The organism is Streptomyces sp. NPDC001663 (assembly GCF_042893105.1).
In the GTDB taxonomy this organism is placed as follows: Bacteria; Actinomycetota; Actinomycetes; order Streptomycetales; family Streptomycetaceae; genus Streptomyces.
In genome coordinates this window covers 135,406-157,993 of record NZ_JBIAUR010000013.1, presented here as the reverse complement: position 1 = coordinate 157,993, position 22,588 = coordinate 135,406, and the positions used below count along the sequence as shown (strand labels likewise).

Genomic DNA, 22,588 nt, shown 5'->3' with positions numbered 1-22,588 from the left:
TGGTTCGGGGACGTGCCGGAGGACGCGTCGCTAGGGGGCGACGGGCTCGACCGGCCGCTGGGCCGAGGCGGACGCCTCGCGCTCCCCGGTCGTCGGCGACAGCGCGACGAACGCCGAGGTCAGGAACAGGTAGGAGCCGAGGCCCACGGCGAGGGGGAAGATGAACTGCATCGCCGTGGCACCGGGCAGGGCCGTGTCCGAGGGTGTGACGCGGACGCTCACCGCGAACATCGCGGTGTAGTGCATGCTGCTCACCGCGGCCCCCATGATGAGCGAGGCGACGGTGACGGCGACGGGTGACTTGATGTTGAGCGCGGCCCACAGTGCCGCCGTCGCCGCCACGACCGCGATCAGGACCGACAGTCCGACCAGGACCGGGTCGTAGGCGACGTGGCCGTGCAGCCGGACCGCCGCCATGCCCAGGTAGTGCATGCTGGCGACGCCGAGCCCGGTGGTCAGGCCGCCGAGGAAGAGCGCGCGGACGCGGTCGCGGCTGTAGCCGACGGCGAAGACGCCGACGCAGACGACGATCATGGCGACGAGCAGGCTGACGATGGTCAGCGGCACGTCGTAGCGGATGTCGGTGCCGCTGACGCTGAAGCCCAGCATGGCCACGAAGTGCATGGTCCAGATGCCGGTGCCGATCGCCGAGGCGGCGGTGATGAGCCAGTTGCGGCGCGAGCGGCCGGTGGCGCCGAGCGCGCGGACGGTGCAGCGCAGCCCCAGCGCGGCGCCGATGCAGGCCATCACATACGACAGCACGGGGGTCAGCCAGCCGAAGGCGGCGTGGTCCAGATGTCCCATGGCCCCGGGACGCTAGTCCGGGCAGGGGCGCACAACAGGGGCGCATTTCGAAACGTGTTGGAATATGACCCGGAGATGCACCTCGACGACCACATCACGCTCGAACGTGTGCACTGCGGCGTCATCCCTGACGGTGAGGGATCATGCGGAACATGAGCGACGACCACACACACGTCCAGGAGTTCTTCGGCGCCCGCGCCGCCGACTGGGACAGCCGGTTCCCCGACGACGGCCCGGCCTACGCGGCCGCCGTCGCCGACCTCGGGCTGCGCGAGGGCGACCGTGTGCTGGACGCGGGCTGCGGCACCGGGCGGGCCCTGACGCCGCTGCGCGGCGCCGTGGGGCCCTCGGGAGTGGTCATCGGTGCCGATCTGACCCCGGCCATGCTTGAGGCCGCCGTACGGGCGGGCAGGGACCGGGACGGGCGGTTGCTGCTCGCCAACGTGGCCGCGCTGCCGCTGCGGTCGCGGTCGCTGGACGCCGTGTTCGCCGCCGGCCTCATCGCGCACCTGCCACAACCGGCCGAGAACCTGCGGGAGTTGGCCCGCGTGGTGCGCCCCGGCGGTACGCTCGCGCTGTTCCACCCCATCGGCCGGGCGGCGCTCGCAGCACGCCAGGGCAGGCAGATCACTCCGGAGGACCTGCGCGCGGAGCCCAACCTCCGCCCGCTGCTGGCCGGTTCGGGGTGGCGGATGACGTCCTACATCGACGAGGACACCCGGTTCCTGGCGCTGGCCGTGCGGGAAGGCTGACCGCTCAGCCCCGGCCCACGACCGCCGCCACGAAGGCGTCAGGGTTGTCGAACATGACGTTGTGTCCCGCACCGGCCACCGTCACCACGCGCACGCCCGACGCCTCCAGGGCTTCTCTGCCCGCGAGTTCACCGCTCAGCTCGCCCTGCAGGTACACGCGCTCGATCGGCAGTTCATGGAGGATGCCGCGCATGACGGGCTCCGATCCACGCCTCAGGCCGACAGCCGTGCGGTGCAGGGCGCGCGGGTCGGCCAGCCGCATGGTCGCCGCCCACAAGGGGCCCACTTTTTCCAGTACGCGCGCGTAGGCGCCGTCGACAAACGCGTCCTCCTCGTACGAGGCGATGCCGCTGCTGCCCGCGGTGGACGGCGGGAAGGCGTCGAGGTTGGCCTCCGTGAGGACCAGTCGGGAGACCAGGTCCGGCCGCCGGTGGGCGAGCACGACGGCGACGGCGCCGCCCATGCTGTGCGCGATCAACTCAGTACCGCTCAGGCCCGCCGCGTCCAGGGCGGCGGCCAGTGCGTCGGCGTGCTCCTCCAACGTGTAGCCGAAGTGTTCGGGGCGGTCGCTGATGCCGTGCCCGGGCAGGTCGACGAACAGGCTGCGCCGGCCCGCGAGTTCGGGCCGGGCCGCGATGTGCGCGTGGTACACGGCCGAGACGGAGCCCAGGCCGTGCACATACACGCGCGCAGGTTCCGCTCCCGGCGTCTCCGTCCAGCGAATGCAGCTTCCCTTGCCGTCGAACTCGGCTTGCTTCATCGCGTCCTCCCCATGACCGCTCGGCCGTCCCTCGGCACCCGGCGAGAATACATCGACTCCGAGGTATAGAGAAGCCGAGGTATAGAGAGATCGCTGTACAGCGGCGATGCGAGAGAATGCGGCCATGCTGGAGCTGGCCATCCTCGGATTCCTCTACGACGCCCCACTGCACGGCTACGAGCTGCGCAAACGCATCACCGCGCTGACGGGACACGTGAAACCCGTCGCCGAGAGCACCCTCTATCCGGCGATCAAGCGGCTGGAGAAGGCGGGCCTGCTCGCGCGCGCCACGGAGCCCGGGGCCGTGGCGGCCCCCCGCCACGTCCTGACACTCACCGAGCAGGGCAGACAGGAACTGCGCCACCGGCTCGCCGAACCCGCGCAGCGCGACATCACCGACGAGAACCGCTGGTTCACGGTGCTGGCCTTCCTGCGCCACCTCGACGACGCCACCGCGCAGGCGGCCGTGCTCCGGCGTCGGCTGGCCTTCCTGGAGGAACCGGCGAGCTTCTTCTACGAGGGTGACCGGCCGTTGCGTGCCGAGGAGCTGGACGACCCCTTCCGCCGCGGGCTGCTGACCATCGCGCGCGCCACGTCCCGGGCCGAACTCACCTGGCTGCGGGACACCATCGGCTCACTCGACGGCTGATCCGCCCGAGGGCCGCACGGGGCACCCCCGTATCCCGGGAGTCGGCCAGGTGCCCAGCCGGTCCAGCTCGTAGCCGTTCGGGTAGCCCTTGATCTCCCAGTTCTGCCGCGCGTGGTGCGGTCCGCGCCGGGGCGGCAGCAGGCGGACGGCGCGGCCACGCGCGCGTACCGCACGACGGACGCACGCGCGCGTGAAGGCGTTCGGGGGCGGGTAGCGGAAGGCCCGCAGGAGGTGGTCGTCGAGCAGGGAGAGGGTCGAGGTGCGCAGGAGCGGTGCGAGCGGGCGCGGGTACCAGGACGCCATCAGCGCGAGGGTGGCGTCGGAGACCCTGCGGGCCCCCTCGTCCCAGCCGAAGTGGGCCTGTTCGTAGGCGTCGAGGCAGGCCTCGAACTCCTCGTAGGACTCAGGCAGGTCCTTGATGGCCATGTGCCGGCCCAGGGTGCGGTAGTGGACGGCGGAGGCGACGGTCTCGTGGCGCGAGAGCCTGCGCCAGCCGTAGGCGTCGATCCACCGCTTGGGCATCACCACGAACGTGCACAGCACATAGCGCAGGTCGTCGTTGCTGATGTCGTAGCTGCGGTGCATCTGGTTGACGCGGCGGATCGCCGTGCAGGCCTGTTCGCTGCCGAAGCCGTGCTCGACGATCGCGTCGAGCAGCAGCACCGTGTCGTCGTAACGCTTCTGCGTGCGCTGCGTGAGCTCCGCCGTCTCGGCGAGCAGCCGTCCGATGCTGGGCACGGCGTAGGTGCGGTAGAGGGCCAGCTCGAGGGAGCGGGTGAAGTCCCACGGGAACTCGTAGGCCGAGCTGAGCCGGTAGATCTCGGAAGCGTCCTTGTGCGGGTCCATCCGGCGGATCTGTTCGAGCCGCTCGAATCGCTTCACCGTTGCGTCCCCCTTCTGCCGCCCGGTCTCCAACTCTACGTTGAGTAGCAGGACATGAGCGATCAGCCACGGTAACCACGCAGGGGGAAGGTGGTCAGCATGTTGGGCAGGGTGCGCAAGTCCTGTGCCAGATTCCTCAACGCCGTGCGCGCGGAGGTGAGCGACGGCCGGGACAAACGTACACACAATCTTTTCGAAGCCGCTGCCGCGTACGTCTCGGCGTGCGCGGAGGACGACCAGGACCAGATCGAGGAGGCGGCGGGCTGGGTGTCGCCGGAGGCGCTGTCCTTCGGGGTCAACGAGCTGGCCTGCCGCGCCGTCATCGCCCTCGCGCGGGAGCGCGACGAGTCGCCGCGAACCGTCGCACGCACGCTCCTGGGGCTCCCGGCGGCCTGACACAACGGGCGGCGCGCGGTCGATTCGCCCCGTCCAGGCGGAAAACTGCAGCTCCGGGTGTGCTTGGGAGTCGTGACAAGCGGTCTCTGGGCGCACTATGGTGCGCGCCGTTGGACATAGCAATTGGGAGGCTGGGATGGCCGGGACGGACGAGGACGCCGTCGCCGCCGAGGACGACGCGCTTTATGTGCTCACGGCGGTACTGCTGACGCCGGCGAAGTTCCCGAGCGTGCTGGGCGACGACTATCCGGAGGCCTGCGCCGCGCTCGGCCTCGCACCGCTCGCCGACGGGTACGGCCTGGTGCTCGGCCAGGACGGCGGCGGTGCCCGATGGACCGTCGTGGTCGACGACGTCTCCCTGGTCGCCGTCGCCATCGCGTCCTGGGACTGCGGGATGGAGTACGACCTGTCGCCCGACGAGCACTCGGTCGTGGCCGCTCTGCCGGGGTGGCCCCTCGCGGTCGCCGTCGCGGCGCCGGGCGTGCCCGCGCCGCACGATCCCGGCCCCGAGGTCGCGGACCGTCCCCCGCTGGCGCCGCCGGACACCACCATCTGGGGCCCGGCTCAGCGGCGCCTGGGTGCCGACGAGATCGCGCTGCAGTGGGCGCTGTGGCGGGAGCAGCTCGACGACTCCTCCTTCCCGACTCCGGGCGGGACCTCGGAGGCCGCCGAGGGCGCGGAGGCGGCCGAGGCGAGCGAGCAGGCCGACGACAGCGGGACGGGCGAGCAGGCGGACGCGCCCAAGGGCCACATCGGGATCCGTCGTGTACTCGCCGAGGCGCGCGCGTACGTGGAAACGCCGCCGCCCCTCGGCCGCGTCCGGTCGTCCTTCGCTCCGGGCGATGCGCGGACCCTGCGGGCCGACGGTCCCGGCTGGTCGCTCGTGGCCAGGACCGACGACATCGCCTTCGTGCTGCTCGACGCGGAGCCCGGCGAGGTACTGCCGGTGGGCCGGGGGCCGGAACTGCCGGGTCTGCTGGAGGCGCTCGACAAGATGGCCGTACGGCCCAGCTGAGTCCGTACGGGCCGCACTTCGCGGCGGTGACACGACCAGGCCCGCCATGTCGGCGGGCCTGGTCGGTGAGCCGGCCCGGACTTCTGCATGCTTCAGATCGTGGCCGTCTCGTACTGCGGGCGACCGGTGGTGCGGTAGGTCTGGATCGTCAGCCCCTTCGGAGTCGACTGCAGGTCGACCAGTTCGAGTCCCAGGTCCGGGCCGGTGGTGGGGAAGAGCCGCGTGCCCTGGCCGACGACCACGGGATAGGTGAGCAGTACGATCTCGTCGACCAGCCGGTGGTCGAGCAACCAGTGGATCAGGGTGCCGCTGCCCCACACTTGCAGCTCACCGCCCGGCTTGGCCCTCAGTTCGCCGATGGCGCCCGCGACATCGCCGGACAGGACGGTCGTGTCCGCCCATTGCGGGTCGGTGAGCGTGGTCGAGGCGACGTACTTGGGCCGCGCGTTCAACGCCTCTCCGACGGGGTTTCCCGGATCCATGCCTGCTCCCCAGGAGCCGGCGAAGATCTCGTAGGTCCGCCGACCGAACAGGAACGCGTCGGCGCGCTGGAAGGCCTCGCTGATGAAGGTCGAGGCCTCGTCGTCGAGCAGTGGCGGGGCCCATCCGAAGCGCTCGAATGCGCCGCTGCCATCCTCGCCCGGCGCGTCGGCTTCGCGCCGGGGCCCTGCATCGATCTGTCGATGTCCCTGCGTCACTCCGTCGACGGAGACGTTCGTGACGGTCGTCAGTTTCATGTCGCAGTTCCCTTCGCGCTGGGGTCGTCGCTCGGTACGACCGGACCGCGGCGCCGATCTCATCGATCGTGCACGGATCTGCCTCCGGCCCACGAGTACGGCCGCCGGCCGGTTCGGTGGACCCTCACGGTGGTCGTTTCCGTGGTCACCCGAGGGCGTTCCAGAACGCGCAGTGGTGGCGGGACTGCGTCGTGCGGGTGGGGGCGATGTGGTCCGGCGCCAGGGACAGCACCGTCTGCCGGGGCCAGTGCGGCGACGACGGGCCGTTCGGGTCGGCGGTGCGGGCGAAGCGGGTCCAGTAGTCGATCATGGTGTCGGCCAGCCGGTGCTGTGCCGCGGTCAGGTCGCGGGGGCGGCCGCCCAGGTCGAACAGGTAGGGCAGTTCGCTCGCGTGCGGTGCGCCGAGCGGGAACGGCGGCGTGCCCGGGGTGAGCGGCGGGGCGTGCTCGTCGGCGAACTCGTAGCGCCAGACGGGCACATGGGGGGCGAGCAGGGCGTCGGTGCGTGCCGTCGGGCAGGCGAAATTCGCGTCGCCGATGACCGCGCCGAACACCGGGCCGCCGTCGGTGCGGTGGACCGGGTATTCGCGGACGATCGCCTTTGCCTGCCCCGGGGCTGGGAAGAAGGTGGCCGCGACGTCGGGCCAGGTGTCGGGGGTGACGGGGTTGCCGGCCTGGACGATCCCGGCGGCCCAGCCGTTGCCCTCGTCGTGGTTGTTGCCGATGAGCACCGGGACGCGGTGGAAGCGGCCGGCGGCGATTGCCGCCGCGGGGTCACTGGGCAGCAACGGGGTTGCGTAAGCGGGCTGTTGATCGGTGTCCTGGGCCGCGAGCAGCCGGGAGACGCCCACGCGCCGCAGACAGGCCGGCACGTCCCGGGCCGAGCCGCAGCCGACCTTCGCCGCCAAGTCCGCGCCCGCGGCGCGAGCCGTGGACAGAGGGACGGAGGCCGGGGCGAACGGCCGGTCGGGGCGGCCGGTGCACGGGCCGCTCTCGATGATCGCCCGGTCGAAGAGCCCCGCGGCGGCGGGTGAGGCGAGCTGGGCGCAGACGCTGTAGCCGCCCGCCGACTCGCCGGCCAGCGTCACGTTGTGCGCGTCGCCGCCGAAGGCGCCGATCTCGGCGCGGACCCAGCGCAGCGCCGCCTGCTGGTCGGCCAGACCGAAGGTGCCGGAGCCGGGCAGCCCACTGTGCGCGAGGAAACCGAGGACCCCGAGGCGGTAGTTGACGGTGACGACCACGACGTCGCCGCGGGTGGCCATGCGGTGGGCGTCGTACGAGCTGCCCGCTCCGGTGGTGAAGCCGCCACCGTGCACCCACACGATCACCGGCCGGGGGCGTGCCGGTCCCGCGCCCTCGGGCGTCGTGACGTTGAGGTGAAGGCAGTCCTCGCCGGTGCTGCCGCCGGGCACCTCGCCGGCCGGCTGCGGACAGGCGCTCGCCGGCCGGGTCGCGTCCCGCACCCCGGACCAGGGGGCCGTGCGGTGGGGCGGCGCCCAGCGCAGCCTGCCGACCGGGGGCGCCGCGTAGGGGATGCCCTCGAAGGCGCGGTAGCCGTCGTGGGCCGAGCCTCGCACCGGGCCGTCGTGGGTGCGGACTGTCGTGGCGGCGGGCCGGGCGGACTGTGCGGTGGTGGTGGGCTGGGTCGGTGGTGCCGCGGACCAGGCCGTCGCGAGGACGGCGGTCAGGGCGCAGCCCAGGGTGGTCAGGATGCGGTGCGTGGTCATCGTCTCCCCGTTCGTTCAGGTGCCGCCCATGCCGCCCTGTGCGGCGATCATGGTCGTCGGCAGGGCGCGTACCTCTTTCTCCAGGCCGGGCGCCAGGGCTCCGAAAGATCCCGTGCAGGCGTCGATACGGGCCCGGAAGGTCTTCCGGTCCTGGCGTGACACGACCGAGCGAATGCCGCCCGCCGCGGCCAGCGCCAGCAGCGCGGCGTCGGCGGCGGGGATCTCCCACACGGGGCCGTCCCCCTGCAGCGCCTCGGACACGCGGGCGCGGAGTACGGCGGGCACGGCGCGGTCCGTCATGGTCGATCGCCGTGTGCCGAAGCGGCTGCGGGGTGCCTTCACGGTGAGGATCCCCGCCGCGGCGAGCCGGTCCTCCACCTCCGTGAGGGTCCGCTTGCGGTGGCGGCGCACGAGCTGCTTCCAGCCACGCCCTGCGGCGGCGTCGCGCAGAACGCCGTCCAGGACCGGGTCGCCGGTCGGTTCTGTGCCGGTCACGGTGACCGTGCCGCGGTCCTCCCCCAGCCGGCCGCGCAACGCAAGGTCGGCCAGGGCGGCGGCACGGACCAGCAGCTGGGTCCGGGAACGGTCGTAGGGGCCTTCGGCCGCGTCGTCGTGGGCGAGCAGATACATGAGGCAGGCCAGGTCGTCGATCACACATCGACGCTATGGCCGGGTGGCACGGCCGCGGATCGGCCACGGGAATGGACCGGGACTGGGAACACAGGAGGGCTCCGGCCCGGCCTCCTCCTTCAGGAGGAGGCCGCCGTCAGGGGCGGCGCGGCTGCACGAGGCCGTGGTCGTAGGCGGCGACTACGGCCTGGACGCGGTCGCGCAGGCCCAGTTTGCGCAGCACCGCGGTGACATGGTTCTTGACGGTGGCCTCCGACAGGCGCAGCCGCTCGGCGATCTCCGCGTTCGACAGCGCCTGCCCGATCAGGGTGAGCACCTCCCGCTCGCGGCCGGACAGCTCCTGCAGGGAGGGCGGCGGCGTCGGGTCGGGTGTGGTGCGCAGGAACCGGTCGAGGACACGGCTCAGCACGGTCGGCGCCAGCAGCGCGTCGCCGCGCGCGGTGAGGCGGATCGCGTCGACGAGTTCGGCGGGGCGCATGTCCTTCAGCAGGAAACCGCTCGCCCCGGCCCGCAGGGCGGCGACCACGTGCGCGTCCACGTCCCAGGTGGTCAGCACGAGCACCCGGGCCCGACTGCCGAACTCCACGATCTGCCGGGTCGCCTCGATGCCGTCCACGACGGGCATGCGTACGTCCATCAGCACCACGTCGGGCGCCAGTTCCCGCGTCAGCCGTACCGCCTCCCGGCCGTCGGACGCCTCGCCGACCACCTCGAGGTCGTCCCGGGCGTCGATGATCAGGCGGAATCCGGTACGGACCAGGGCCTGGTCGTCGGCCACCACCACGCGCAGTGTCATGACGCGCGCTCCACCGGCAGCTGCGCCGCCACCTCGAACCCGCCCCCGGGCAGCGGACCGGCGCGCAGGCTGCCTCCCACCAGCCGTGCGCGCTCCTTCATCCCCACAAGGCCGCGTCCCGCTCCTGCCACGACCGAACCGCCCTGCGGCGTACGCCCGTTGTCGACCACCGTGACCTTCACGCATTCCCCTTCGACCGTCACGCGCACGCTCACCTCGTCGGCGCCGACCGCGTGGCGCAGTGTGTTGGTGAGGGCCTCCTGGACGATCCGGTACGCCGCCAGGTCCACCGCGGCCGGCAGCCCGTCGGTGGCGCCCTCGCGGTGCACGTGCACGGTCATCCCGGTCGCGCGCACGGTGTCGGCCAGCTCGTCCAGGCGCGCGAGCGAGGGTCCCGGCTCCCGCTGCTCCGCGGCCTCCTCCTCCGCATCGGGCCGGAACGCCCGCAGCAGCAGGCGCAGTTCGCCGAGCGCCGAGCGGGCGCCCGTCTCGATGGCCTGCAACGCCTGGCGGGCCTGTTCGGGCTGCTGGGTGAACACGTCGTCGGCGGCGCCCGCCTGAATGACCATCACCGACAGCGTGTGCGCCACGACGTCGTGGACCTCGCGCGCGATCCGTGCGCGCTCCTCCACCACGGCCCGGCGCATCTCCGCCCTCGTCCGTGCCTGCTGCGCCCTGCGCCACTGCCCCGCGGTCCACGCCAGGACCACCGTCAGCACATAGACCGCCAGGCCCGCCGGGCCGCCCGCCGCGAACGCCGACGGCGCCGGCAGGCACATCGCGGCGAGCGCCCCCACAGACACCCGCCGCGGCCTGGTGGCCGACAGCACGCACAACGCGACCTGCGCCGCGAGCACCGCCCCCGTCAAGGTCACCGCGGGCAGCAACGCCCACACCGCGAGCCCCGTCGCCGCGGTCACTGCCAGTACGGCGACCGGGGCGCGCGCCAGCCACCTCAGGGCACAGACCTGCACAAGGACCAGGGCCACGGCCACGGGCAGTCGCCAGCCGTGCCCCGCGCCGACGACGAGCACCGAGGTGCCAAGGACGCCGAGCACCAGACCGGCCGACCCCCACCACAGCGCCCGGGCCGCCCGGGGCGACAGCTCTCCCCGCGCTTCCCTGGCGAACACGTCGTCCGGCTCCCTGCTGCGGCGGTCCACGCACCGACCCTACCCAGCGGCGCAGGCCGGGCCGTTCAGGAGACCGCCGCCTGCACGGTGGCCGTCGAGGTCGGCGGCCAGGCCCACGAAATGCGAAACAGGCGCTGAAGAACGGGCCGACGTCCTGCCCGACGTCACCGTGGCGGGATGAACTCCGGAGGGTGACTGCTCATGCAGCCTCATCGGCCCGCCGCACGCTTCCGTCCCCAGGCGGTGAGCATGCCGGCCGACAGGGCGGCGCATTCGTCGGAGTCCAGGTACCGGACCGCCGTGTCGACGGCCGCGTCGTCGACCAGGCCGGTGGCGAGCATCGCCGCTCTGCTCCGCTCCCACGTGTCCGCCCAGAAGCGGCTGATGGGACTGCCCGGCAGCAGCGGCGGCACATGGATCTCGGCAGCGACGGACTCGAGTCCCGCCCCACGCAGCAGTTGCGGGTACAAGGGCACCCAGGAGACATCGGTGCCGATGGTGTCCCGCAGTCCCTGCCACATGGCCCGCATCACCACGCTGTACGGCGTGCCGGGCGTCCGCTCACTCGTCAGGTCGACCGCGTCGCTGAGCACCAGCACACCGCCGGGCGCGACGAGTTCGGCAAGTTGCGCGATCAGGCGGTCGCGCTCCGGCAGGTGCATCAGCACGAAGCGCGCGTGAACGAGCCGAAACCGGCCGGGGACGGAGCCCGGGGCGGTGATGTCGGCTTCCAGCACGTCGAGCCCCGGGACGGGCCGCGCGTCGAGGAAACGTACGTCGCGGTCGACGGCGAGCACGCTCGCCACCCCGGCCTCGTCCAGCAGCCGACGGGAGACGGTGCCCGTGCCGGCACCCACGTCGAGGCACCGCCACCCCGGCCCGACTCCGAGTGCCCGCAGCCGTGCCATGGTGATGTCGTCGTAGGCGAGGGCGCCGAAGTCGATGCGCTCGCCCTCGCCCGCCTGTCCGGGAGGGAACACGGTCTCGCCGTATCTGCCGCCGCCCGGCGCGTCCCCGCGCGGAGCGGCACTCACGTCGCACTCGCCACGACGCCGAGGACGTTGTCTTTCAACACCTCCGGTACCCGGTCGGCGAGAGCGCGGAACAGCGGGTCGTCGAGCAGTTTCATGGCCAGACCTCTTCACACGGTGGGGGGTGCCGGGCGGCCCGTCCCGAGGCCGTCGCCCCACCGATCCTCCATCGGCCGGCGGCCACCCGCACGGTCCAGGCGCCCCGTTCCTGAGCCAATCGGCCCAAGGGCGCACACGAAACGCGGCCGGACGCAGCGGGAGGCCTTGGTACTGCGCGGGCGCCGGGCATCGCGGTTGCGACCGTAGAAGGACATGCCTTCAGACGTGCGTGTCGACGGGATACGGACCCGTGTCGGAGGCAAGCAGCCATGCAACGAGAGTGCGCCAGCGATCGGGCTGGTCGGTGTCGCGCGGCCCCACGAGGTAGACCTCCTCGACGAGGTCATGGGAACGCAGACCGTTCTGGGCGGCGAAGGAACCCACTGCACCATAGGTGAGGTCGAGATCGTCGTGCGGACCGGAATGGGTGGCAACGACGGCGGTTCGCCGGGGCAGCTGGAGCTCCCTCACGATGGCCGGTGCTCCCGGTGGCAGCGACGCCTCGGCCGGGAGGTAGACGGTGGCACGACCGTGGCCCTCGGTGAAAAGCCGGTGTTCGTACCGGCCGCCCGGCGGGAGCACCGGACGATGGCCGGCTGCTGCGTCCAGGGCGCGCATCGCGTCGTCGTACCAGCTCAGGTCGGCTCCGGGCGGGACGTCGAGGGACACGGCGAGGACGCGTTGCGGGGAAAGGACCTCGAGGCTCACCGTCCGTTCGGCCTCTGGGTCGAGGAGTTCCCGGAGCACCTGAACCGCACGCTGGGTGCGGCCGAGCCGGTCTTCGAGCCGGCGGAGGTGGGCGGCGACGACCTGTTGTGCCGCGTCATGGCCCGCCTCGCCCTTGCCGGCGGACTCGGCCTCGAGAAAGCGCCGGAGATCCGCCAGTGGTAGGTCGAGTTCGCGGAACCGCCTGATGGTCAGCGCGGGCCGGACCTGCGCGGGTGCGTAGTAGCGGTAGCCCGTGGCCGGGTCGACCTCTACGGGGACGAGAAGATCCTGCTCGTGGTAGCGGCGCAGCATGCGGATGCTCAGGTGCGTGATCCGGGAGAACTCCCCGATCGTGAGTCGGTCAGCCACGATGTCCTCCTCGTCCTCCTCGACGCAGGCCCGGACCGGTCAAGGACCCGGTTTCAGGGTGTGATGTCCAGCAGGGTGATCTTCCCCCGTACGTCGCGTTCGAAGGTGAAGCGGAGGGTGACCGGGCTGCCGGGGAAGTCGCCGGAGACCTCCGCCACGGCTTGACCCGCCGTGGCCGTACCGGTGACCTCGCGCAGGTCGTAGCGCACGGAAGGGACCTCGTTGCGCCAGCGGCGCACCGCCTTGAGCCCGTGGTAGCTGCGGCCGTCGTCGTGTACGACGACGGCGTCGCCGAAGAGTGCGAAGTAGCGCTCGCGGTCGGGGTCGACCGCCGCAGCGAAGTACTCCTCGGCGAATTCCTTGATCTCCTGCATGGTTTGCTCCTGTGGTGTGGGAAGGCGATGACCTCGGCCGCCTCCGCCCTCGCTCGTTCGCGAGCTCCTTGCCGTAAGCAGCCAGGGCGCTCTCGGCCACGACCCTGGACCCTCCCGCAGGGAGAGACTCAAGCCGTGCTGTCCATCTGCCGCCCCACACAGCTGACCGAGGACCTCCTGTTCTGAGCACCCATTCGCTGCCCTCATTCCATGTGCGCCGGACCCATGGATGCCGTGCGGGCGGGCCCGCACCATGAGGCAGCCGTCGGCGCTCGGTCCTTCCGCGGGCGCCCCCCTCGTCCTGCCCTGGAGGCCGTCATGCGTCCGTCCCGCGGTGTTCCGCTCGCTGCCGTCACGCTGGTGGCGGCGGCTCTGACCTGGCCGACTCCCGCCGGGGCCACGGTAGTCGGCGAGGATCACTGCACTCGCCAGGCGCGGGTCCATGTGCCGGGCGCGGCCTTCCAGCAGAGCGCCTGTCTGCCCGACCTGACCACGACCGGGCTCGCCGGGACGCCGTACACCGACATGGCCGACCAGGCGGGGCTGACGGCAAGGGGCACCCGCACGCCGTCCGGGGTGCCCGGGGTGCAGATCGACGGCTACTTCCCGGACTCCTCGCACTTCAACACCACGCACGGCTGGCGGCACGACGCGCAGTTCGTGATCCGGCTGCCCGACCACTGGAACGGCGGCCTGGTGGTCACCGGCGCGCCCGGAACCCGTAAGCAGTACGCCACGGACACGGCGATCTCCGACCAGGTCCTGGCCGAGGGCTACGCCTACGCGGCGACCGACAAGGGCAACAGCGGTGCCGACTTCTACCGCGACGGAACCCGCCCCGGTGACGCGGTCGCCGAGTGGAACGCACGGACCACTCAGCTGACCCTGGCGGCCAGACGTGCGGTGGCCCAGCGCTACGGGCACACCCCACGCCGGACGTACATGACCGGCATCTCCAACGGCGGCTATCTCACCCGCTGGCAGCTGGAGAACCACCCGGAGCTGTACGACGGCGGCGTGGACTGGGAGGGCGCGCTGTGGACCGCGAACGGCCCCAACCTGCTCACCTCCCTGCCCACCGCGGTGGCACGGATGCTGGGCTCGGCAGGGGACGAGGACATGTACGCGGTGGGCTTCGCGCGGGGGTCGGAGTTCCTGTGGCCGTACCACGAGAAGGCCTACTGGGGTGTCACGCAGAAGATCTACCGCGCCGAGTTCGACCCTTCCTACGACCCCGGCTGTCCCGGCCCGACCGTGGGCAGCACCGCGGACCAGATCCTTGCGCCCTGTGCCTCCGACGCGGCGTACGACTACGCCTCGCGTCCCGCGTCCGTCCATCGCGCCGTGGCCAGGGTGTCGCTCACCGGGCGCATCGGCAGACCGCTGATCACGCTGCACGGCGACCTGGACGCGCTGCTGCCCAAGGCCGCCGACTCGGACGTGTACGCGCGCATGGTCGATGCGAGCGGACGGGGCCGTCTGCACCGCTACTACACGATCCAGGGCGGCACGCACGTCGACGGGCTGTACGACACCTACCCGGACCGGCTGCGGCCGATCCTGCCCTGCTACCGCTCGGCGTTCGACGCGCTCGTCTCCTGGGTGGAGCAGGGCGCCCGGCCGCCCGCGGACCACACCGTCGCACGGCCCGCGGACGGCAAGGTGGTCGACTCCTGCGCGCTGGCCGACCCGGCCGATCCCGTGCGGTAGTGCCTCAGCGACCGAGCTCCTTGCGGGTGACGCGGCGCAGCCTGCGCCGCTGCGAGGGGTCCAGCGTGAGGTAGGCGGCGGCCGGCACTCCCAGGACTATCAGGAGAGACGCCCACCAGGGCAGCCAGATCAGCAGGATGATCCCGGCCGCCACACCTCCTGCGGCGATCTTCGCGTTCTTCGACATTCCGTCGCCTCCTTCGCGGCCACTGCCGCTCTCTGTCCTGAAAACGGTCCCGCGTTTCCCGCAGTTCCGAACCGCGACCCTGAGACGTCCCTGAGGTGCGACCCCGACTCGTCCCTGAGAAGTCTCCCTCGTCATTGCGCCCTGAGGGGCTCTCCCACCCTGTGCAGATGGCTCAGGGCCTGTCGATAGGAGTCGACGAGCCCGGTCTCCGCATAGGGAATACCCAACTCCCGGCAGTGGGCGCGCACCAGGGGCTGGGCGAGCCGCAGATGGGGGCGGGGCATGCTGGGGAAGAGGTGGTGCTCGATCTGGTAGTTGAGACCGCCGAGGAACCAGTCCGTCAGGGCGCCGCCGCGGATGTTGCGCGAGGTGAGCACCTGCCGGCGCAGATGGCCCCACCGTTCCCCGTTCGGATCGGGCATCTCCATGCCCTTGTGGTTGGGGGCGAAGGCCATTCCCAGGTGCAGTCCGAAGAGGGCCTGGTGGATGGCGGCGAACGCGAGCGCCTTGCCCGGGGACAGCGAGGTGAGCAGCAACGTCGCGTAGGCGACGACATGGGTCACGAGGAGCAGGCCCTCCACGGCACGCTCCCGGGGCGGTTGGCGACGCAGGTCCCGGAAGCCGTGGACCTTCAGGGCGACGCCTTCGAGGAGGGTGAGCGGGAAGAAGAGCCAGGCCTGGTTGCGGGTCAGCCAGCGCCGGAAGCCCGACCGTTCCCTGGCCTGTTCACCGGTGAAGACGAGGACGTCGGCGACGACGTCCGGGTCCTTGTCGATGTGGTTGGGGTTGGCGTGGTGGCGATTGTGCTTGTCGTTCCACCAGGCGTAGCTCATGCCCAGCAGCAGGTTGCCGTGGATCAGGCCGATGACGCGGGCGGCCGTCCTGTCTCCGGTGATCTGGGAATGGCCCGCGTCGTGGCCTATGAAGGCCGTGCGGGCGCAGAACACGGCGAGCAGCGGGGCCAGGAGCAATGACCACCAGGTGTTGCCGGTGAGGATGACGCCCGTGACGATGCCGGCCAGGGCGAGGGCGTTGGTGGCGATGCCGAGCCCGTACCAGGTGCGGCGTTCCAGGAGGCCCTGACCCCTGACCGTACGCAGGAGAGGCGCGAACTCGCTTCCGGCGGGTGGTGTGTCGCGCGCTGCCGGGAAGGGTTCGGCGACGGCTGTGGTGGCCTCGGGCATGTCCGGTCTCCGGCTCTCTCGGGCAACGGGCTGACCTGAGAAAACGTACGAACCAATGACCCGCGGCGACCATGACGCCACCCCCCGAGTACGGGCGGGGGTCAGCCCGTGGCGAGCAGGGGGGTTGACGACACCCCGGAGCGAGACGATCCGGCCGTTCCGGGTGGCTCGGGCAGTCCGCGCCTTCGGGGAGTCCGCGCAGCCCGTCGGCTTGCTGTACCCTCGGCGACCCCAACCCCAGTAGTCAAATTTGAGGAATGCGGCTTCGCTGTGCAGAGGATCCCCGCGGCAACACCGTCCGAGATCTCCGAACTGACCCGCTGCTGCGCCGTTTTCGTGCCCGGTGACCCGCCCCGCACCGGTCGGGTCGCTTTCTGGCGGCCCGATGGCGGCGCTCCTGCGAGCGTCGCGGCCGGGTCCGTCGAGGACCTGGCCGTCGTCCTGCCCGGCGCCGAGGGTGTCGAGCTCGTCGAAGTGTCCGCCGTGCTGCTGCCGGTGCGAGCGGCGTTGCCGGCCCTCACGCGTGCGCGTGCCGATGCGTACGCGCACCGAGGGGCGGTCTTCTGGGGTACGGCCGCAGTGCTGGCACTGCAGCTGGTGGCGCGCGGGCTGCTGCTGCCCGGCCTGTCCCCCGGCGACCACGACGCCTGGCGCGTCGGCCCCTTGGCCCCGGAGGACATCGACCGCGTGCGCCGACTGGCCGCAGCGATGCCGCCCGAGGCGCACGCCGTGCCGGTGGCGGGCGTAGAGCCGCTGCGGCTGCCCGACCAGGAGCGGCTGCTGCGGGCCTTCCTGGACTCGGTCGCCGACGCCCTGCCCCGCTCTCCCGCGGCCTCTCTCGTGACGGGCGGGCCCGCCTACGCGGCGCGCGAGCCGCAGTATCTGCCCGAGCAGCGTGCGTGGGCGGCCGATGTCGCCGCGGGCCACGACGCGGGCGTACGGCTCTCGCTGCGGATCGAGGCGCCCGGCCTCGCCGACCTGACGCAGGACGACGCCGCGGTGTCGTTCCGGGCCGTGCTGCAGGTGCACGCGGTGAGCGATCCGGCGCTCGTGGCGGACGCCGCCACCATCTGGGCCGAGGCCGCAGGCGCCCGGCGCTTCGGTCCGCGCGCGCGGATGGACGCCCTGCTCGCGCTGCGCCGTGCGGCCCGGGCGTGGCCGCCGCTGACGCCCCTGCTGTCGGCAAGTGTGCCGGACGTCGTCGAACTCGCCGACGAGGAGATCACCGAACTCCTCGGAGAGGGAGCCCGAGCCCTCTCCGTCGCCGGGGTCGACGTGCACTGGCCCAGGGAACTCGCCCGGAAGCTGACCGCCCGCGCGGTGATCGGCCCACCGGACGACGCGCAGGAGGCCGGCCCGCTCTCGTCGGGCGCGCCGTCGTTCCTGTCCGCCGACGCGCTGCTCGCGTTCAACTGGCGGTTCGCACTGGGCGATCAGCGGCTCACGCGCGAGGAACTCGACCGGCTTGCCGAGGCCGACCGCCCCGTCGTGCGGTTGCGCGACCAGTGGGTGCTGGTCGATCCCCAGGAGGTGCGCCGCGCCCGCGCCCAGCAGGACCGCAAGGTCACGCCCATCGACGCGCTGGGTGCCGCTCTGACGGGCTCCACGGAGGTCGACGGCCGCCGGGTCGACGTGGACCCCACGGGATGGCTGGCGGCCCTGCGGGAGCGGCTCGCGGAGCCCGAGGCGCAGGAGCCGGTCGGCCAGCCCGCCGCGCTCGCTGCCACGCTGCGCGACTACCAGCGGCGTGGCCTGAGTTGGCTGGCCCGGATGACGTCGCTGGGCCTGGGCTGCTGTCTTGCCGACGACATGGGACTCGGCAAGACGATCACGCTGATCGCGCTGCATCTGCACCGGCAGAGCGACACCTCGACGGCCGGTCCCACCCTTGTGGTCTGCCCGACGTCCCTGATGGGCAACTGGCAGCGCGAGATCGAGCGGTTCGCTCCGGGCACGCCCGTGCGCCGCTTCCACGGGGCCCGGCGCAGCCTGGAGGCCCTGACCGACGGGGAGTTCGTGCTCACCACGTACGGGACGATGCGCCTCGACGCGCAACGGCTGGCCGAGGCGCAGTGGGGCATGGTCGTGGCTGACGAGGCGCAGCACGTGAAGAACTCGTACTCGGCGACCGCGCGTCAGCTTCGTTCCATCGGCGCACGCGCACGCGTGGCGCTCACCGGGACCCCGGTGGAGAACAACCTGTCGGAGCTGTGGGCGATCCTCGACTGGACGACCCCGGGGCTGCTTGGCCGGCTCGGCACCTTCCGGACCCGGTACGCGCGCGCCGTCGAGAGCGGTCAGGATCCGGCCGCGGCAGAGCGACTCGCGCGGCTGGTACGGCCGTTCCTGCTGCGTCGCCGCAAGTCGGACCCGGGGATCGCGCCGGAACTGCCGCCGAAGACGGAGACCGACCGTGCGGTGTCGCTGACCAGGGAGCAGGCGGCCCTGTACGAGGCGGTGGTGCGCGAGACGCTCCCGGAGATCTCGGGCGCCGACAACATGGCGCGGCGCGGGCTGATCGTGAAGCTGCTGACCGGGCTGAAGCAGATCTGCAACCACCCGGCGCAGTACCTCAAGGAGGAGCGGCCGACGATCGCCGGCCGCTCCGGGAAACTGGAGCTGCTGGACGAGCTGCTCGACACCATCCTCTCCGAGGGGGCGAGCGTTCTGGTCTTCACCCAGTACGTGCGCATGGCTCGGCTCGTCGAACGGCACCTGGCGGCGCGTGGCGTCAACTCTCAGTTCCTGCACGGCGGGACGCCCGTCGCCGAGCGCGAGGCGATGGTGGGGCGCTTCCAGGACGGTGAGGTCCCCGTCTTCCTCCTGTCGTTGAAGGCCGCGGGCACGGGTCTGAACCTCACCCGGGCAGAGCACGTCGTGCACTACGACCGCTGGTGGAACCCCGCCGTCGAGGCGCAGGCCACCGACCGCGCGTACCGCATCGGCCAGACCCGGCCCGTGCAGGTGCACCGGCTGATCGCCGAAGGCACCGTCGAGGACCGCATCGCCGCCCTGCTCGACCGCAAGAGAGAGCTGGCCGACGCGGTTCTGGGCTCCGGCGAGGGAGCACTGACGGAGCTGACGGACGCGGAGCTGGCCGATCTGGTGGAACTTCGAGGGGGCACACGATGAACCGGCACGACGCGGACACGGAGCGCACGTTCGCCGCCATGCCGCCCGCGCGCGGGCAGGGCTTCGCGCAAACGTGGTGGGGGCAGGCCTGGTTGAAGGCGCTGGAGGACACGGCGCTGGACTCGAAGCAGCTCAAGGCGGGCCGCAGGCTCGCACGCGCTGGAGCGGTCGGCGCGGTGACCGTGCGCCCCGGACGCATCACGGCCGTGGTCCAGAGCCGTGACCGCACGGCACACCGGGCCGACGTCCTGCTGGAGGGGCTGGGCGACGAAGAGTGGAACCGCTTCCTGGACATGGCGGTCGAGCGGGCCGGGCATGTCGCGGCGCTGCTGGACCGCGACATGCCGCCGCATCTCGTCGAGGACGCGGCGGCCACAGGCATCGAACTGCTGCCGGGCATGGGCGATCTGGAGCCGGAGTGCGACTGCGGCGCCTGGGACCACTGCGGGCACACGGCGGCCCTGTGCTACCAGGTGGCGAGGCTGCTGGACCAGGATCCCTTCGTCCTGCTGCTGATGCGCGGACGGGGCGAACGCGCCCTGCTGGACGACCTCCAGGCCCGCACCGCCGCGCCCGCCGAGGAACATGCCGAGCCGGAAGGGGTGGATGCCGCCGAGGCGTACGCGGCCGGCGACATCCTGCCGCCGCTGCCTGCCCTACTCGAGCTGCCCACGTCACCCGGTGTGCCGCCGTCCCTGGACACCGAGGCCCCGCCCGCGCCGGGCGTCGATCCGGTCGCCGTCCGGTATCTGGCCGCGCAGACGGCCGCAGAAGCACACGGTCTGCTCGCCCGCGCTCTCCGTCCCGATGTGGAACAGCAAGCTCTTGAACCGGAGTTGACGCTCTCTCAGGACGCGGTCCGACTCGCCGCGGGCATGCCCGAGAGGGCTGTCGAGGATCGGCTGGCCGACGGTTCGGGACGGGACCGGGAGGGGCTGGCGCGGGCCACGCGCGCGTGGCACCTCGGGGGCGTGGCCGCACTGTCCGTGCTGGAGGAGGAGTGGTCTGTCTCGGGCGAAACGCTCGCACGCGCGCGTGCCGCTCTGGAGTCGGCCTGGGACGAGGACGAACAGCCGCCGCTGCGGGCCAGGGGCAACCGGTGGACGGTCGTCGGCGCACCCGCCCAGCTGCGCCTGGCGCGTGACGGTCGCTGGTGGCCGTATCGGAAGGAGCGGGGGCGCTGGGTGCCCGCCGCAGGCCCGTCCCCGGACCCGGCGACGGCTCTGGCCTCGTTGGAGACGGAGGCTGGAGACGAGGATTCCTAATGGAGTTGTCGAGTGGCCGGAGTGACGGGCGGTATGGGGTTGTAACACCGTCCGTCACGAAGGAGGGCCCACAGGACGTTGACTCGGCGTCGGGCGAGCGCCATGACGGCCTGGCTGTGTCGTTTGCCTTCGGCGCGCTTGCGGTCGTAGAAGCGGCGGGATTCGTCGCAGCAGCGGATGCTAATCAACGCGGAGGTGTAGAAGACGCGTTGGAGGCGTCGACTGTAGCGCGTGGGGCGGTGCAGGTTGCCGCTGATCTTCCCGGAGTCACGCGGCGTCGGGGAGACGCCGGCGAAGGCGGCCAGCCGGTCCGCGCTGGCGAAGGCGTCCATGTCGCCGCCTGTGGCGGCCAGGAACTCGGCGCCCAGCAGAGAACCGATGCCAGGCATGCTCGCGATCACCTCGGAGTTGCGGTGTCGGCGAAACCGGCCCTCGATGAGCTTGTCGGTCTCGGCGATCTTCTCGTTGAGGGCCATCACCTCCCTGGCCAGGGAGTGCACCACGTGGGCGGTCATGTCCTCGCCGGGGACGGATGTGTGCTGGGCTTCGGCGGCCTGGACGGCCCTGGCGGCCAGTTCGTCGGCGCTGCGGACCTTCCGGTTGCGCAGCCAGGTGGCCAGACGCCGCCGGCCGGCCCGGCGGATGGCGGCCGGGGTCTGGTACCCGGTCAGGAGTACCAGGGGGCCGACGTTGCCCGGGTCGAGTTCGCGTTCCAGGCCGGGAAAGATCTCGGTGAGGTGGCCGCGGAGCCGGTTGATGGTCCGGGTGCGGTCGTCGCTGAGGTCACGGCGGTGGCGGGTGAGGACCTTCAGCTCGGACACCAGCTCGTCGCCGGGCCGCAACGGGGTGAGATCCCGTCGGATACGCGCCTGGTCAGCGATGACCGCCGCGTCCTTGGCGTCGGTCTTGCCGTCGCCCCGGTAGCCCTCGGAGGCCCTGTTGACCGTCCGCCCGGGGATGTGGAGGAGCTGCTGGCCGTGATTGAGCAGCACCGCAATGACCAAGGCGGCCCCGCCGTCCGCCAGGTCAATGCCCCACACGGCGTCGTCGCCCAGGTCGAGCACGTCGCCCAGGAGCTTGAGCAGTTCGGTCTCGTCATTGGCGACGCGTCGGGACAGCAGCCGCTTGCCGGTGTCGTCGATCACCACGCAGTGATGATGGGTCTTCCCGGCGTCGATACCGGCCCAGATCGCTGTCACGTGCTTCTCCGCAGGTCGTGTTCGTACAGATACCACGGACGACCTCGCTGTCGAGTCCCTACTGAGCGATCAGTGCCGCAATTCCTAATGAGCAGCCGAGTCGTCGTGGGGCGCCGGGCGGCCAATCCACGGAAGCCACAACCACGGCAGACGACTGAAAGCCACACCCAGCGCCCCTGGGTGAACCAACCCTACGAATGGCTCGCTCATCCCGATCAACAAGGTAGGGACGACTGAGCCGGGCGGATCACGTCGGCTCCGATGGGCGCCGGGCCCAGAACAGGGCGTGTCCACCGGCTCCTTCCGGCAGGTAGTCCTCACGTTCCACCGTCAGTCCGGCCTCGGTGATCCAGGCGCGGTTGGTGGCGGCGTCGGCGTGGCTCCACCACATCGGGGCCCCGCCGCCGAGCCAGTCGTCCTCGCTTCCGGTCCACGCGCCGTGTCCGGTGGTGGCCACGAACGAGCCGCCCGGCCGCAGCCATCCGGCGATCCTGCGCAGCAAGGGCGGCTGCTCGGCCAGCGGAATGTGGATGAGGGCGTAGAAGGAGACGACCGCGTCGAAGGAGGCGGCGGCGAAGGCGAGGGCAGTGACGTCGGCGCGGATGAACTCCGCCTGCGGCACCCGCTCCCGAGCCCTGCGGATCTGCACCTCGCTGATGTCGACGCCGGTGACCCGGTGGCCGGCGGCCGCGAGGGTTCGCGCGACCGGCACGCCGCTGCCGCATCCGACGTCCAGCACCGCGGCCCCGGGCGGCAGCCGCCCGCACAACTCCCCCAGCACGGAGGCGTACTTGGTGTCTGCGCCGTACGCCTCGTCGTAGAGCCGGGAGACGGCGTCGTACCCGCGCCGGACGACGTCCTTGGGGTCTTCGATGTCCACGCCCGGAGAACGTAGCCAGCGGCCGCCGGTCTTCGCGAGCGGATTTCCGGCACGGTCGACGCGCAAGTCCGTGTGCTCGAACAGACGACGCCCCGTGTTCACCCGGCGGTCGTGGAGCGTTCGCCGCAGGGCCCAAATCTGGCCGCTGTCAACGAACTTGCCCCTCAGGA

At 71.9% G+C, this 22,588-nt stretch carries 22 protein-coding genes; 7 read left to right on the top strand and 15 right to left on the bottom strand.

Annotated features, from left to right (window positions below):
* Nucleotides 1-30: 30 nt before the first annotated feature.
* Nucleotides 31-804, bottom strand: a complete 774-nt coding sequence (locus tag ACFY1L_RS36630; RefSeq protein ID WP_388834156.1) for an MHYT domain-containing protein — start codon at nt 802-804, stop codon at nt 31-33.
* Between the two features lie 152 nt (nt 805-956).
* Here ACFY1L_RS36630 and ACFY1L_RS36625 point away from each other — a divergent pair, with 152 nt between their 5' ends.
* A complete protein-coding gene (locus tag ACFY1L_RS36625; RefSeq protein WP_388834150.1) occupies nt 957-1,556 on the top strand; it encodes a class I SAM-dependent methyltransferase in 600 nt (199 codons plus the stop codon).
* A gap of 4 nt (nt 1,557-1,560) precedes the next feature.
* On the opposite strand, the gene ACFY1L_RS36620 is transcribed toward ACFY1L_RS36625, so the two are convergent.
* Nucleotides 1,561-2,316: an alpha/beta fold hydrolase gene (locus ACFY1L_RS36620; RefSeq protein ID WP_388834144.1), complete on the bottom strand. Its 756-nt coding sequence runs from the start codon at nt 2,314-2,316 to the stop codon at nt 1,561-1,563.
* A gap of 124 nt (nt 2,317-2,440) precedes the next feature.
* On the opposite strand from ACFY1L_RS36620, the gene ACFY1L_RS36615 reads away from it, so the two are divergent.
* Nucleotides 2,441-2,965 carry a PadR family transcriptional regulator gene (locus ACFY1L_RS36615; RefSeq protein WP_388834137.1) on the top strand — a complete coding sequence of 175 codons (525 nt, stop codon included), beginning with the start codon at nt 2,441-2,443 and terminating at the stop codon, nt 2,963-2,965.
* Here the strand turns inward: ACFY1L_RS36615 and ACFY1L_RS36610 are convergent.
* Nucleotides 2,951-3,847 carry an oxygenase MpaB family protein gene (locus ACFY1L_RS36610; protein WP_388834130.1) on the bottom strand — a complete coding sequence of 299 codons (897 nt, stop codon included), beginning with the start codon at nt 3,845-3,847 and terminating at the stop codon, nt 2,951-2,953. The two genes, ACFY1L_RS36615 and ACFY1L_RS36610, sit on opposite strands and share 15 nt — an antisense overlap.
* Before the next feature lie 99 nt (nt 3,848-3,946).
* Here ACFY1L_RS36610 and ACFY1L_RS36605 point away from each other — a divergent pair, with 99 nt between their 5' ends.
* Both ACFY1L_RS36605 and ACFY1L_RS36600 read left to right on the top strand, forming a co-directional pair.
* Entirely contained in the window at nt 3,947-4,243 is a 297-nt protein-coding gene (locus tag ACFY1L_RS36605; RefSeq protein WP_388834127.1) for a hypothetical protein, read from the top strand.
* Nucleotides 4,244-4,379: 136 nt separating this feature from the next.
* The gene (locus ACFY1L_RS36600; RefSeq protein WP_388834124.1) at nt 4,380-5,258 is read left to right on the top strand and encodes a hypothetical protein; all 879 of its coding nucleotides are present in this window, start codon (nt 4,380-4,382) and stop codon (nt 5,256-5,258) included.
* Nucleotides 5,259-5,350: 92 nt separating this feature from the next.
* On the opposite strand, the gene ACFY1L_RS36595 is transcribed toward ACFY1L_RS36600, so the two are convergent.
* The 8 genes from ACFY1L_RS36595 to ACFY1L_RS36560 all read right to left on the bottom strand — a co-directional run bounded on the left by ACFY1L_RS36595 (nt 5,351) and on the right by ACFY1L_RS36560 (nt 12,861).
* Entirely contained in the window at nt 5,351-5,995 is a 645-nt protein-coding gene (locus ACFY1L_RS36595) for a dihydrofolate reductase family protein (RefSeq protein ID WP_388834121.1), read from the bottom strand.
* A 145-nt stretch (nt 5,996-6,140) separates the two neighbouring features.
* Entirely contained in the window at nt 6,141-7,721 is a 1,581-nt protein-coding gene (locus tag ACFY1L_RS36590) for a carboxylesterase/lipase family protein (protein ID WP_388834118.1), read from the bottom strand.
* Nucleotides 7,722-7,736: 15 nt separating this feature from the next.
* On the bottom strand, nt 7,737-8,375 hold the full coding sequence (locus ACFY1L_RS36585; protein ID WP_388834115.1) for a GPP34 family phosphoprotein: 639 nt from the start codon (nt 8,373-8,375) through the stop codon (nt 7,737-7,739).
* A gap of 112 nt (nt 8,376-8,487) precedes the next feature.
* Entirely contained in the window at nt 8,488-9,147 is a 660-nt protein-coding gene (locus tag ACFY1L_RS36580; RefSeq protein WP_388834112.1) for a response regulator, read from the bottom strand.
* Nucleotides 9,144-10,310: a sensor histidine kinase gene (locus ACFY1L_RS36575; RefSeq protein ID WP_388834109.1), complete on the bottom strand. Its 1,167-nt coding sequence runs from the start codon at nt 10,308-10,310 to the stop codon at nt 9,144-9,146. Before ACFY1L_RS36575 ends, ACFY1L_RS36580 begins: the two co-directional genes overlap by 4 nt.
* Before the next feature lie 179 nt (nt 10,311-10,489).
* Nucleotides 10,490-11,314, bottom strand: a complete 825-nt coding sequence (locus ACFY1L_RS36570; RefSeq protein WP_388834106.1) for a class I SAM-dependent methyltransferase — start codon at nt 11,312-11,314, stop codon at nt 10,490-10,492.
* 315 nt (nt 11,315-11,629) lie between these two features.
* On the bottom strand, nt 11,630-12,487 hold the full coding sequence (locus ACFY1L_RS36565) for a MerR family transcriptional regulator (protein ID WP_388834103.1): 858 nt from the start codon (nt 12,485-12,487) through the stop codon (nt 11,630-11,632).
* Nucleotides 12,488-12,540: 53 nt separating this feature from the next.
* Nucleotides 12,541-12,861: a nuclear transport factor 2 family protein gene (locus ACFY1L_RS36560; protein ID WP_388834100.1), complete on the bottom strand. Its 321-nt coding sequence runs from the start codon at nt 12,859-12,861 to the stop codon at nt 12,541-12,543.
* A gap of 318 nt (nt 12,862-13,179) precedes the next feature.
* Here ACFY1L_RS36560 and ACFY1L_RS36555 point away from each other — a divergent pair, with 318 nt between their 5' ends.
* Nucleotides 13,180-14,571, top strand: coding sequence for a tannase/feruloyl esterase family alpha/beta hydrolase (locus ACFY1L_RS36555; protein WP_388834097.1), 1,392 nt, complete (start codon nt 13,180-13,182; stop codon nt 14,569-14,571).
* Between the two features lie 4 nt (nt 14,572-14,575).
* On the opposite strand, the gene ACFY1L_RS36550 is transcribed toward ACFY1L_RS36555, so the two are convergent.
* Complete coding sequence (locus ACFY1L_RS36550) at nt 14,576-14,758, bottom strand: hypothetical protein (RefSeq protein WP_388834094.1); 183 nt, start codon at nt 14,756-14,758, stop codon at nt 14,576-14,578.
* A 131-nt stretch (nt 14,759-14,889) separates the two neighbouring features.
* Entirely contained in the window at nt 14,890-15,942 is a 1,053-nt protein-coding gene (locus ACFY1L_RS36545; protein WP_388834092.1) for a fatty acid desaturase family protein, read from the bottom strand.
* A 270-nt stretch (nt 15,943-16,212) separates the two neighbouring features.
* On the opposite strand from ACFY1L_RS36545, the gene ACFY1L_RS36540 reads away from it, so the two are divergent.
* Both ACFY1L_RS36540 and ACFY1L_RS36535 read left to right on the top strand, forming a co-directional pair.
* Nucleotides 16,213-19,074, top strand: a complete 2,862-nt coding sequence (locus ACFY1L_RS36540) for an SNF2-related protein (protein WP_388834089.1) — start codon at nt 16,213-16,215, stop codon at nt 19,072-19,074.
* The gene (locus tag ACFY1L_RS36535) at nt 19,071-20,339 is read left to right on the top strand and encodes an SWF or SNF family helicase (RefSeq protein ID WP_388834086.1); all 1,269 of its coding nucleotides are present in this window, start codon (nt 19,071-19,073) and stop codon (nt 20,337-20,339) included. The genes ACFY1L_RS36540 and ACFY1L_RS36535 overlap by 4 nt, the downstream gene beginning before the upstream one ends.
* On the opposite strand, the gene ACFY1L_RS36530 is transcribed toward ACFY1L_RS36535, so the two are convergent.
* Nucleotides 20,336-21,538, bottom strand: coding sequence for an IS110 family transposase (locus ACFY1L_RS36530; RefSeq protein ID WP_388834083.1), 1,203 nt, complete (start codon nt 21,536-21,538; stop codon nt 20,336-20,338). The genes ACFY1L_RS36535 and ACFY1L_RS36530 overlap by 4 nt on opposite strands.
* A gap of 247 nt (nt 21,539-21,785) precedes the next feature.
* Nucleotides 21,786-22,418, bottom strand: a complete 633-nt coding sequence (locus ACFY1L_RS36525; RefSeq protein WP_388834080.1) for a class I SAM-dependent methyltransferase — start codon at nt 22,416-22,418, stop codon at nt 21,786-21,788.
* Nucleotides 22,419-22,588 lie beyond the last annotated feature (170 nt).

Bases quoted from the DNA above. Each gene is read 5' to 3' on its own strand.
- ACFY1L_RS36630 (WP_388834156.1), bottom strand. From the start codon at position 804: ATGGGACATCTGGACCACGCCGCCTTCGGCTGGCTGACCCCCGTGCTG.
- ACFY1L_RS36625 (WP_388834150.1), top strand. From the start codon at position 957: ATGAGCGACGACCACACACACGTCCAGGAGTTCTTCGGCGCCCGCGCC.
- ACFY1L_RS36620 (WP_388834144.1), bottom strand. From the start codon at position 2,316: ATGAAGCAAGCCGAGTTCGACGGCAAGGGAAGCTGCATTCGCTGGACG.
- ACFY1L_RS36615 (WP_388834137.1), top strand. From the start codon at position 2,441: ATGCTGGAGCTGGCCATCCTCGGATTCCTCTACGACGCCCCACTGCAC.
- ACFY1L_RS36605 (WP_388834127.1), top strand. From the start codon at position 3,947: ATGTTGGGCAGGGTGCGCAAGTCCTGTGCCAGATTCCTCAACGCCGTG.
- ACFY1L_RS36600 (WP_388834124.1), top strand. From the start codon at position 4,380: ATGGCCGGGACGGACGAGGACGCCGTCGCCGCCGAGGACGACGCGCTT.
- ACFY1L_RS36595 (WP_388834121.1), bottom strand. From the start codon at position 5,995: ATGAAACTGACGACCGTCACGAACGTCTCCGTCGACGGAGTGACGCAG.
- ACFY1L_RS36590 (WP_388834118.1), bottom strand. From the start codon at position 7,721: ATGACCACGCACCGCATCCTGACCACCCTGGGCTGCGCCCTGACCGCC.
- ACFY1L_RS36580 (WP_388834112.1), bottom strand. From the start codon at position 9,147: ATGACACTGCGCGTGGTGGTGGCCGACGACCAGGCCCTGGTCCGTACC.
- ACFY1L_RS36560 (WP_388834100.1), bottom strand. From the start codon at position 12,861: ATGCAGGAGATCAAGGAATTCGCCGAGGAGTACTTCGCTGCGGCGGTC.
- ACFY1L_RS36555 (WP_388834097.1), top strand. From the start codon at position 13,180: ATGCGTCCGTCCCGCGGTGTTCCGCTCGCTGCCGTCACGCTGGTGGCG.
- ACFY1L_RS36550 (WP_388834094.1), bottom strand. From the start codon at position 14,758: ATGTCGAAGAACGCGAAGATCGCCGCAGGAGGTGTGGCGGCCGGGATC.
- ACFY1L_RS36545 (WP_388834092.1), bottom strand. From the start codon at position 15,942: ATGCCCGAGGCCACCACAGCCGTCGCCGAACCCTTCCCGGCAGCGCGC.
- ACFY1L_RS36535 (WP_388834086.1), top strand. From the start codon at position 19,071: ATGAACCGGCACGACGCGGACACGGAGCGCACGTTCGCCGCCATGCCG.